This window comes from Isoptericola sp. Y581 (assembly GCF_059445475.1).
The window spans coordinates 255,378-267,606 of sequence record NZ_JCAIUK010000004.1 but is presented as its reverse complement, the minus strand read 5'-3'; the positions used below and the strand labels follow the sequence as shown (position 1 = coordinate 267,606).

At 71.7% G+C, this 12,229-nt stretch carries 2 protein-coding genes; both read left to right on the top strand.

Going from position 1 to position 12,229, the window contains the following annotated elements:
* Positions 1-15: 15 nt before the first annotated feature.
* Positions 16-6,006 (top strand): Ig-like domain-containing protein, encoded by a 5,991-nt coding sequence (locus AC1C2W_RS09810; protein WP_495412985.1) that lies wholly within the window; start codon positions 16-18, stop codon positions 6,004-6,006.
* A 183-nt stretch (positions 6,007-6,189) separates the two neighbouring features.
* The gene (locus tag AC1C2W_RS09805; protein WP_495413055.1) at positions 6,190-12,204 is read left to right on the top strand and encodes an Ig-like domain-containing protein; all 6,015 of its coding nucleotides are present in this window, start codon (positions 6,190-6,192) and stop codon (positions 12,202-12,204) included.
* Positions 12,205-12,229 lie beyond the last annotated feature (25 nt).

The following is a 12,229-nucleotide window of genomic DNA, read 5'->3' as shown; positions in this document are numbered from 1 at the left end:
GAACTCGGGGGAGTCTTGGGCCTGTTCTCGCGCCTGCGCACCGACCGCCGCACGACCGTCTCGACGACGGTCGTGCTCGCGCTGTCCGCGGGGGTGGTCACCGCAGCCGTGCTCTATGACGGCGAGGCGACGGCCGACGTGGACCTCAACGACTCGGGCGTCTGGGTCACGAAGCAGTCGGCGGGGCTGGTCGGGCGCTTCAACACGGAGGCGAAGGCGCTCGACGGCACGCTGCTCGCGGGCAGCTCCGCGTTCGACGTGGACCAACAGGCCGGCCAGGTGCTCGTCGCGGACGACGGTAGCAGCGGGGCCAGCATGGTCGACGTCGCGCGCCTGAAGTTCGCGTCCACGACCAAGCTGCCGGCCGGCGCCGAGGTCTCCATGGGCGGCGACCGCGTCGCGGTGGTCGACAACGAGACGGGCTCCCTGTGGGTCACGACGGTGGAGAAGCTGCAGGGCCTCGACACGGAGAAGGTCGACCCGACGGCGGAGCTCGACGGGGCCGCGCAGGCGGTGGTGTCGCAGGGCGGCACCACGTACGCCGTCGTCCCCGGCCGGGACGTGCTGTGGACCGTGGAGCCGGGCTCCGAGCCCGAGACGTCCGAGCTGGGTGGGTTCCTCAAGGAGGGCGCCGACGTCGTGCTCACGACCGTCGGCGACGACGTCGTGCTCCTCGACCGCACGAGCGCGAAGCTGCGGCTGCCGGGCGGGGACGTCGTGGACGTCGCCGACGCCCAGGGTGCCCGGCTCCAGCAGCCGGGCGAGTCGAGCGACGCGGTCGCGTACGCGACGTCGTCGGCGCTGGTGCGCCAGCCCCTCGGCGGCGGGACGGCGGTGGAGCGGGAGGCGTCCGGGTCGCCTGCGGCGCCGGTGCAGCTCGGCGACTGCCTCTACGCGGCGTGGTCGGGCACGGGCCAGATCGTGCGCGACTGCGAGGGCACCGACCACGACGTGGACGAGACCCTCGAGGGCATCGACCAGACGACCAAGCTCGAGTACCGGCAGAACCGCAACAACGTGGTGCTCAACGACCTCACGGCCGGCACGCTGTGGATGGCCCTCGACGAGTACGAGAAGGTCGACGACTGGGACGTCCAGCTCCCGGAGCAGACCGAGGGTTCCGACGAGGACGCCGAGGATGCCAAGCCGGAGCTGGTGGACCAGACGGTGCTGGACCGCGAGAAGCAGGACCCGCCGGAGGCGAAGGACGACAAGTTCGGCGTCCGGCCGGGCCGCGCGACGGTGCTCGACGTGCTGGCGAACGACCTGGACCCGGACGGCGACGTCATCACCGCGTCGCTCGACGGCGACCAGCCGTCGCCGGTGCGGATCGAGCGGGTGCTGGGCGGCAAGGCGCTGCAGGCCGTCGTGCCCGCGGACGCCACGGGCTCCGTGACGTTCACGTACGACGTGTCGGACGGCCGCGGCGGCCACGACAAGGCCAAGGTCGACGTGCGGATCGCGCCGCCCGACGAGGAGAACCAGACCCCCGTGCAGTCCGGCGAGCCCGTGCTGCGGTTGGAGCAGGGCAAGAGCGCCCAGACCAGGGTGCTGCCCTACTTCAACGACCCGGACGGGGACGACGTCTACCTCGCGACGGCGGCGGCCACGGTGCAGGGCGACGAGGTGCGCGCCTACCCCGACGGCACGATCGAGTTCCGCGACGGAGGGTCCGCCACGGGGCGCAAGAAGGTCACGCTCACCGTCGGGGACGGCCAGGGCGAGGTCGTCGAGGGCACCCTGTGGGTCCAGGTCCTGGGCGACGGCCCGGAACCGCCGGTCGCGGTGGGGGACCACGTGGTCGTGACGGCGGGGCAGCCGATCACGGTCGAGCCGCTGGAGAACGACACCGACCCGAACGGCGACGACCTGCGCCTGGCCAACGTGGCCGAGGCCGCGCCCGCGGAGATCACGCCCAACCTCGACGCGGGCACCTTCACGTTCCTGGCGCAGGAGCCGAAGTCCTACGACGTGCTGTACCAGGTGACCGACGGGCCGAACGTGACCACGGGCGTGGTGCGGGTCGACGTGCAGGACCCGGAGGACGCGAAGGGAGCCCCGATCGCGGTGGCGGACACCGCGATGCTGCCGGCCGGCGGGTCGACCCTCGTGGACGCGCTCGCGAACGACACCGACCCCACGGGCGGCGTGCTCGTGGTGCAGTCGGTCAAGGTGCCCGACGACGCGGGCGTGAGCGTGGCCGTGCTGGGTCACCAGATGCTGCGCATCACCGAGACGCGCCGGCTGTCCGAGCCGATCGTGCTCGAGTACACCGTCTCGAACGGCAACGACACGTCGGTGGGCGAGGTGCGCGTGCTCCCGGTGCCGCCGCCGGACCGGCTGCAGCCGCCGAACGCCGCCCCGGACGAGGTCACGGTGCGCGTGGGCGACTACGTGAACATCGACGTGCTCGGCAACGACACGCACCCGGACGGGCTCGAGCTGACCCTGGACGAGGAGCTGGAGCAGTCCGTCGACCGCGAGCAGGGCGAGGTCTTCATCTCCGAGGACCGGCTGCGGTTCCGCGCCGGCTCGGAGCAGGGCACCGCGTACGCGATCTACAAGGTGCGCGACCCGAACGGGCAGGAGGACTCGGCCCAGGTGACGATCCACATCCGCGGCGGCAAGGAGAACGCCGCCCCCGTGCCGCACGACGTCGACGCCCGCGTCCTGTCTGGCGGCACCACCCGCATCCCGGTCCCGCTCGACGGCATCGACCCCGACGGCGACTCGGTGCAGCTCACGGGCCTGGCCACCGGGCCGGGGCAGGGGCGCGCCGAGGTCGTGGACGGGTACATCGACTACGAGGCGGCGGAGAGCTCCCGCGGCGTCGACTCCTTCCGGTACTCGGTCCAGGACGCCCGCGGCGAGGTCGCTACCGGGATCGTGCGGGTGGGCATCGCGCAGCCGCCGGAGACGAACCAGCCGCCGGTCGCCGCGGACGACGAGGTGACGGTGCGGCCCGACCGCCGGGTGTCGATCCCGGCCCTGCTCAACGACTCGGACCCCGACGGCGACCAGATCGGGCTCGTGCCCGGCTCGCTCGAGGGGGACGACGACCTCGACGCGAAGGTGGCGGAGGACCGGGTGGTGGTCCAGACCCCGGGCGACGAGGGCACCTACACGTTCTTCTACGCCATCGAGGACACGTTCGCGGCGCGCGCCTCCGCCTCGGTGAGCGTGACCGTGGCCGCGGACGCCCCGCTGCAGCGCCCGATCGCGCGCGACGACTCCGTGCCCGTCGCGGACCTGCTGGGCAAGACGTCGGTGACGGTCCCCGTGCTCGACAACGACGAGGACCCGGACGGTGCGGCCGACGATCTCACGGTCGAGACGTCGTCCGACACCGTGGTGGTGTCCCCGGAGGGGGAGGTCGAGGTGACCCTGACCGAGAACCGGCAGGTCATCACCTACACCGTGACGGACGTGGACGGGCTGGAAGCCAAGGCCTTCCTCGTGGTGCCGGGCCTCACCTCCATCGAACCGATCCTCAAGCCCGGCCAGGCACCGCTCGAGGTGCTGTCCGGGGAGTCGCTCGACGTCGACATCACCGACCACGTGCTGGTGGTCGAGGGCCGCACCCCGCGGCTGACGACCGAGGACCAGGTCACGGCGCTCGAGGGCGACGTCCAGGTCACCGGCGAGACGACCATGACCTACACGCCGCGCGGGGACTACGTCGGCCCCGCCGCCGTGACGTTCGAGGTCACCGACGGCGAGAGCCCGGACGACCCCGAGGGCCACAAGGCCGTGCTGACGCTGCCCGTCACGGTGCTGCCGCCGGACAACCTGCCGCCCGAGCCGGGCTCGCCGTCCGGCAAGGTCGCGGCGGGGGAGGAGAGCGTCGTCGACCTGGGGCGGTTCGCCACGGACCCCGACGAGGACGACCTGCGCTACGAGCTGGGCAGCCTGCCCGAGGGGGTCGGCGCCACGATCTCCGGCTCGAAGGTCGCGCTCGAGGCGTCGCCCGACGTGCCGAAGGGCACGATGCTCACCGTGCCGTTCACGGTCACGGACGACGAGCACCCGCCGGTCGACGGCGAGATGAAGGTCGAGGTCGTCGCCTCGACCCGCCCGCTCGCCCGTGCGGTGGACGACGTCGTCGACGACGCGCACCAGGGCGAGGCGGTGTCCGTGCCGGTGCTGGCGAACGACTCCAACCCGTTCGAGGACCGCGGGCCGCTCGAGCTCGTCGGCGACGCGGTCGTCGAGACGGGCCAGGGCGGCACCACGGTGGACGGCGACAAGGTCGTGGTCACGCCGGAGGCCGACTTCGTCGGCACGATGGTGGTGCGGTACACGATCCAGGACGCGACGCAGGATCCCGACCGCCAGGTCGAGGGCCGCATCACCGTCAACGTGCTGGGCGCGCCCGAGGCGCCGGTGACCCCGGTCGTCGAGGAGGTCCGCTCCGAGACAGTGGTGCTGTCGTGGACGCCGCCGTCCAACAACGGCGCGGAGATCACGGGGTACACCGTGACCTCCAGCCAGGGCGACACCTTCGACTGCAACACCACGACGTGCACCCTCAAGCCCCTCACCAACAACGTGACCTACACGTTCACCGTCGAGGCGATCAACGAGGTCGGCCCGTCGGAGAAGTCCCCGCCGTCGGCCGAGGCCCGGCCGGACGAGAAGCCCGACCCGCCGACGGCCCCGACCCTCGAGTTCGGCGACGGTGAGCTGACGGTGACGTGGAAGAACGCGTCCTACTCGGACCGGTCGGCCATCGATTCGGTGAACCTCGAGATCTCGCCCGCGCCGGGCAACGGCGAGGTGCAGAAGGTCGGCGTCACGGGCAACCGCGTCGTGTGGGAGGGCCTGACCAACGGCGCGGCCTACAAGGTGCGGGTGCAGGCGATCAACCAGGCGCCCGACCCGTCGGAGTGGGGTGAGTGGTCGGCGAGCGAGATCCCGGCCGGCCCGCCGGCCGCGCCCGCGGCGCCGACTGCGTCCCGCGTCGACACCGCCCTGGGCGGCCAGGTGAACGTCTCGTGGACCCCGCCGGCATCCAACGGCGACGAGGTGAAGACGTACTACGTCGACGTCTTCAAGGGCGGCTCCTTGGTGGACACCCGCACGGCCACGAAGTCCTCGACGGTCATCGAGGGGCTGGACACCAAGTCGAGCTACTCGTTCGCCGTCCGGGGCGAGAACAAGGCCGGCGAGGGGAAGACCAGCCCGAAGTCGAACGCGGTGACCCCGTTCGGCACACCGGGCAAGCCGGGCAGCCCGTCCGCCAAGGTCAACGGCACGAGCGGCCAGGCGGACGTGAGCTGGGGCGCGGCCGACGACAACGGCAACGCCGTCATCTATACCGTCGCGAACGACAAGGGCGACTCGACCACGGCCACCGGGACGTCGACGGCGTACGGCGGCCTGGCGAACGGGACGGCGTACAAGTTCCGGGTCCAGGCGTGCAACGCGGCGGGCTGCTCCGGCTGGACGTCGTACTCCGGCGCTGTCACGCCCTACGGCCCGGTGCCCGCGCCCAGCGTGACCGCGACCGGGCAGAGCAACGCCGTGAAGTTCGTCTGGTCGACCAAGAGCAACGGTCGGGACATCTCGGTGAAGGTGACGGGAGCGATCACAAAGTCGGCGGGCAGCGGGAACGAGTCGGTCTCCGCCAACCCCGGCGAGAACAAGCAGATCTGCGTGACGGCATCGGACACCGCGGGGCAGTCGAAGCAGACGTGCGACAGCGCGGCGGCGCTCGCCGCCAACGCCTGGGTGACACCCGGTTCTCGGAAGACGGCTGACGGCTGCGAATCCTCGGACTGCCGCCAGTTCAACGTGCACGTGGAGAACTTCAAGAAGGGCTCGCACAAGGTGGAGTGCTGGGGCGACGGGTCGCACGGCTGGGAGCCCGTGCTGAACGACGGCTCCGTGTACACCAAGAGCTTCGGCGGGACGACGTCGTTGGAGCTGCCCTGCGTCTTCGGCTATCCCGGCAAGGACGTGGCGGTCAAGATCGACGGCAAGATGTACGAGAAGCGCACGTGGTGACCCACCGCTCGGGATCGGCGTGCTCGTTCTGAGTCCCGTCGGGCATGGGTACCTCTCCCCATGCCCGACGGGCGGGAATCGTTGCCCCGGACGGGCGAACTCTGGCTATCCTGTGCTGGCGATGCGCGGGCCCGACGACGGGCCTCGGCCGGCCGTCGCCATCACATCGGGGGAATCTTGAGCGTGCTCACGCGCCTGCGCGGCGACCGCCGCGCGACCCTTTCGACGGCGGTCGTGCTCGCGCTGTCCGCGGGCGTGGTCGCTGCCGCCGTCCTCTATCCGGGCGAGGCCACGGCCGACGTCGACCTCGACGACTCGGGCGTGTGGGTCACCAAGCAGTCCGCGGGGCTGGTCGGGCGCTTCAACACCGAGGCCAAGGCCCTCGACAGCACGCTGCTGGCGGGTAGCTCGGCCTTCGACGTCGACCAGCAGGCCGGCCAGGTGCTCGTGGCGGACGACGGGAACCACCAGGCCAGTGTCGTGGACGTCGCGATGTCGAAGTTCGAGTCCACCACCAAGCTGCCCGCCGGGGCCCAGGTCGCGATGGGCGGCGGCCGGGTGGCCGTCGTCGACGACGAGACGGGTTCGCTGTGGGTGACCACGGTGGAGAAGCTGCCGGGCCTCGACACCGAGAAGATCGACCCGACGGTGGAGCTCGACGGCTCCGGTGAGGTGGCCGTCTCGTCGGGCGGCACCACGTTCGTCGTCGTCCCGTCGCGCAACGTGCTGTACACCGTCGAGCCGGGCAAGCAGCCGGCGACGACGAAGCTCGAGGGGCTCGCCTCGGACGACGACGTCGTGCTCACCACCGTGGGTGACGACCTCGTGGTCCTCGACCGCACCAGCGGCGACCTCCGGCTGCCGGGCGGCGACGTCATGGACGTGGCCGACGCGCAGGGCGCCCGGCTGCAGCAGGCCGGCGCCATGTCGGACACCGTCGCCTACGCGACGTCGTCGGCACTGGTGCGCCAGCCGCTGGACGGCGGCGCGGCCACCTCCCGCCAGGCGTCCGGGTCGCCGGCGGCGCCGGTGCAGCTCGGCGGCTGCCTGTACGGGGCGTGGTCGGGCACGGGCCAGATCGTGCGCGACTGCGAGGGCACCGACCGGGACGTGGACAAGGTGCTCGAGGGCATCGACCAGTCGACGAAGCTCGAGTATCGGCAGAACCGCAACAACGTCGTCCTGAACGACCTCACGGCCGGCATCCTGTGGATGGCGCTCGACGAGTACGAGAAGGTCGACGACTGGGACGTCCAGCTCCCCGAGCAGGAGAAGGGCGACGACGAGGACGCCGAGGACGCCAAGCCGGAGCTCGTCGACCAGACCGTCGTGGACCGCGAGAAGCAGGACCCGCCGGTCGCCGAGGACGACACGTTCGGCGTCCGGCCCGGCCGCACCACCGTGCTCGACGTGCTGGCGAACGACCTCGACCCGGATGGCGACGTCATCACCGCCACCCTCGAGGGCGACCAGCCGGAGGAGGTCGCCATCCAGCGGGTGCTGGGTGGCAAGGCGCTGCAGGCGGTGGTGCCGGCGGACGCGACCGGCACCGTGCGGTTCACGTACGACGTCACCGACGGCCGCGGCGGCCACGACCAGGCGAAGGTCACGGTGAAGGTGGTGCCGCCGGACCAGAACGAGGACCCGGAGCAGTCCGGGGAGCCGGTGCTGCGGGTGGAGCAGGGCAAGAGCGCGCAGATCAAGGTGCTGCCGTTCTTCCGCGACCCGGACGGGGACGACGTCTATCTCGCCACCGCGGCGCCGACCGTCCAGGGCGACGAGGTGCGGGCCTACCCGGACGGCACGGTCGAGTTCCGCGACAGTGGGTCCGGGACCGGGCGCAAGAAGGTCATGCTCACGGTCGGGGACGGCCTTGGCGGCGTCGTCGAGGGCACCCTCTGGGTGGACGTGAGCACCAGCCAGCAGCCGCCCGTGGCGGTCGGCGACCACGTGGTCGTGACCGCCGGGCAGCCGATCACGGTCGAGCCGCTGAAGAACGACTCCGACCCGAACGGCGACGACCTGCGCCTGACGAAGGTGGCCGACGCGGCCCCGGCCGAGATCACCCGGAACTACGACGCGGGCAGCTTCACCTTCCTGGCGCAGGAGCCGAAGTCCTACGACGTGCTGTACCAGGTGACCGACGGCCCGTCGTCCACTACGGGTGTCGTGCGGGTCGACGTGCAGGACCCGGACGCCGTCACCGGAGCGCCGGTCGTCGTCTCCGACACGGCCCTGCTGCCCGCGGGCGGCTCGACCCTCGTGGACGTGCTGGCCAACGACACCGACCCGGCCGGGGGCGTGCTGGTGGTGCAGTCGGTCGACGTGCCGGACGACGCGGGGCTGAGCGTGGCCGTCCTCGGCCACCAGATGCTGCGCCTCACCGAGACGCGCCGCATGGCCGAAGCCGTGGTCCTCGAGTACACCGTCTCCAACGGCACCGAGACCGCCACCGGCGAGGTGCGGGTGCTGCCCGTGCCGCCGCCGGACCGGCTGCAGCCACCGAACGCCGCCGCCGACGAGGTCACGGTGCGCGTGGGCGACTACGTGAACATCGACGTGCTCGGCAACGACACGCACCCGGACGGGCTCGAGCTCACCCTCGACGAGGAGCTCGAGCAGACGGTGGACCCGGCGCAGGGCGACCTGTTCGTCTCCGAGGGCAGGCTGCGGTTCCGCGCCGGCGCGGAGCAGGGCACGGCCTACGCGATCTACAAGGTGCGCGACCCGAACAGGCAGGAGGACTCGGCCCAGGTCACGATCCACATCCGTGGCGGCAAGGAGAACGCGGCGCCCGTCCCGCAGGACGTGGACGCGCGCGTGCTGTCCGGCGGCACGGCCCGCATCCCGATCCCGCTGGACGGCATCGACCCCGACGGCGACTCCGTGCAGCTCACCGGGCTCGCGACCGGCCCCGCCCAGGGCCGCGCCGAGGTCGTGGACGGGTACATCGACTACGAGGCGGGCAAGAACGCCAAGGGCAGCGACACGTTCCGCTACACCGTGCAGGACGCCCGCGGCGAGGTCGCCACGGGGATCGTGCGGGTGGGCATCGCGCAGCCGCCGGAGACGAACCAGCCGCCGGTCGCCGCGGACGACGAGGTCACCGTCCGGCCGGAGCGCCGCGTCGCGGTGCCCGCGCTCGCCAACGACGCAGACCCCGATGGCGACGTCATCGGCCTCGTGCCGGGGGCCACCGAGGGCGGCGAGGAGCTCGACCCGAAGGTCGCCGAGGACCGCATCGTCGTGCAGACCCCGGGCGACGAGGGCACTTACACCTTCTTCTACTCGATCGAGGACACCTACGCCGCACGCGCCTCCGCCTCGGTGAGCGTGACCGTGGCCGCGGACGCCCCGCTGCAGCGCCCGATCGCGCGCGACGACTCCGTGCCCGTGGCCGACATCCTCGGCAAGACGGCGATCACCGTGCCGGTGCTCGCCAACGACGAGGACCCGGACGGTGCGGCGGACGACCTCACGGTCACCGTCGACTCCGAGGCCGTCACCGTCACGGAGGACGGCGAGCTCGAGATCCCGCTGGAGCGCTCGCGCCAGGTGCATACCTACACGGTGACCGACGTGGACGGCCTCGCCGGCAAGGCGTTCGTCGTGGTGCCGGGCATGGAGTCCACCAAGCCGATCCTCAAGCCCGGCCAGGCGCCGCTCGAGGTACTGTCCGGCGAGACCCTCGACATCGACATCACCGACCACGTGCTCGTGGTCGAGGGCCGCAGCCCGCGCCTGACCACCGAGGACCAGGTCACGGCGACCGAGGGCACGGCGAAGGTCACGGGCGCGACCACCATGACCTACACCCCCCAGGCGGACTACGACGGACCCGCCGGCGTGACCTTCGAGGTCACCGACGGCACGTCCGTCGACGACCCCGAAGGCGCCGTCGCCCTCCTCACGCTGCCGATCACCGTGCTGCCGCCGGAGAACCTGCCGCCGGAGCCGGGCCGCCCGTCGGGCGAGGTCGCGGCGGGGGAAGAGAGCGTCGTCGACCTGGGCCGCTTCGCCACGGACCCCGACGAGGACGACCTGCGCTTCGAGCTGGGCAGCCTGCCCGGCGGGCTCGGTGCCACCCTCGCCGGTTCCCGGGTGACGCTCGAGGCGTCGCCGGACGTGCCGAAGGGCACGGTCCTCACCGTGCCGTACACCGTGTCGGACGACGATCACCCGCCGGTCGACGGCGAGCTGACCGTCACCGTCGTGGCGTCCACGCGCCCGCTCGCGCGCGCCGTCGAGGACCGCGTGGACGACGCCCACCAGGGCAAGGCCGTCTCCGTGCCGGTGCTGGCGAACGACTCCAACCCGTTCTCCGACCGTGGACCGCTGAAGATCGTGGGGCAGCCGATCATCGAGACCGGCCAGGGCGGCACCGTCGTCGACGGCGACACCGTCGTGGTGACCCCGAAGGACGACTTCGTGGGCACGATGGTGGTGCGGTACACGATCCAGGACGCGACGCGGGACCCGGACCGCGAGGTCGAGGGCCGCATCACGATCAACGTGCTCGGCGTGCCCGAGGCACCGTCCACGCCGCAGGTCGAGGAGGTCCGCTCGGAGACCGTCGTGCTGTCGTGGACGCCGCCGCAGAACAACGGCGCGGAGATCACGGGCTACACCGTGACCTCCAGCCAGGGCGACACCTTCGACTGTTCCACGACCACCTGCACGCTCGCCCCGCTCACCAACAACGTCACGTACACCTTCACCGTGCAGGCCACGAACGTGGTCGGCGACTCCGAGCCGTCCGCGGCGTCCGAGGAGGCCCGCCCGGACCAGAAGCCGGACCCGCCGGCCGCGCCGACCCTCGAGTTCGGCGACGGTTCGCTGACCGTGACGTGGAAGAACGCGACCTACACGGACCGCTCGCCCATCGATTCGGTGAACCTCGAGATCTCGCCCGCGCCGGGCAACGGTGAGGTGCAGAAGGTGGGGCGCACCGGCAACCGCGTCGTGTGGGAGGGCCTCACCAACGGCGCGGCCTACAAGGTGCGGGTCCAGGCGATCAACCAGGCGCCCGACCCGTCCGAGTGGGGCGCGTGGTCTGCCAGCGAGATCCCGGCCGGCCCGCCGGACGCGCCCGTGTCACCCACGGCGACGCGCGCCAGCTCGGAGATCGCGCCCGACGGCGGACAGGTCGACGTGTCGTGGCCGGCCCCGAAGGACAACGGCGACGCGGTGAAGAAGTACCACGTCGACGTCTTCAAGGGCGGCTCGAATGTCGACGCCACCACGGTGTCGGGCACCTCGACCACCTTCGAGGGCCTCGACACCAAGTCGACGTACACGTTCGCCGTCACGGCGGAGAACAAGGCCGGTAAGGGCGACACCAGCGCCCAGTCCAACGCCGTGAAGCCCTACGGCAAGCCGACGAAGCCCGGCGCCGCGAGCGCGAGCGTGAGCGGTGCGAGCGGGCAGGCGAACGTGTCGTGGGGCGGCTCGGACGACAACGGCGACGCGGTCATGTACACGATCCAGACCGACAAGGGCGGCTCGAAGACCGCGACGGGGACGTCGACCACGTACTCGGGCCTGTCGAACGGGACGGCGTACAAGTTCCGGGTGCAGGCGTGCAACGCCGCGGGCTGCTCCGACTGGACGTCGTACACCGGCGCGGTCACGCCCTACGGGCCGGTGCCGGCCCCGGCCGTGACCGCGACGGGCGGCGACCAGAAGGTCACGTTCGGGTGGTCCACCAGCGCCAATGGCCGGGACATCTCGGTGAAGGTCTCCGGCGCGATCTCGAGCACCGCCAAGTCCGCGAGCGCGCAGAGCGTGAGTGCGGGCTACTCCCAGTCCAAGGAGATCTGCGTGACGGCGACGGACAGCGAGGGCCAGACCAAGCAGACGTGCAAGAGCGCGACCTCGGCCGCCAAGCCCCAGCCCGTCTTCACGGTCGGCAAGGGCAGCAACGCCAACGGGGAGAAGGACTGCGCCCACACGTCGTGCGCGTGGCTGACGCTCACCATCCGGGACGCGGCGCCGAACACCAGCTTCACGTACACCTGCCGCGACCAGGACGGTGACTTCTCGACGTACACGCAGACCAACATGCACAACGGCTCCCAGGCCAAGACGGACGGGAACGGCAACCTAGGCCCGGTGGAGGCCTGGTGCTACTACGGCCAGCCGGGCAACCCGGCCTATATCCAGACGAGCATCGGGTCGACCAACCGCATCACCTGGTGACACGCACGCAGAAACGACGACGACC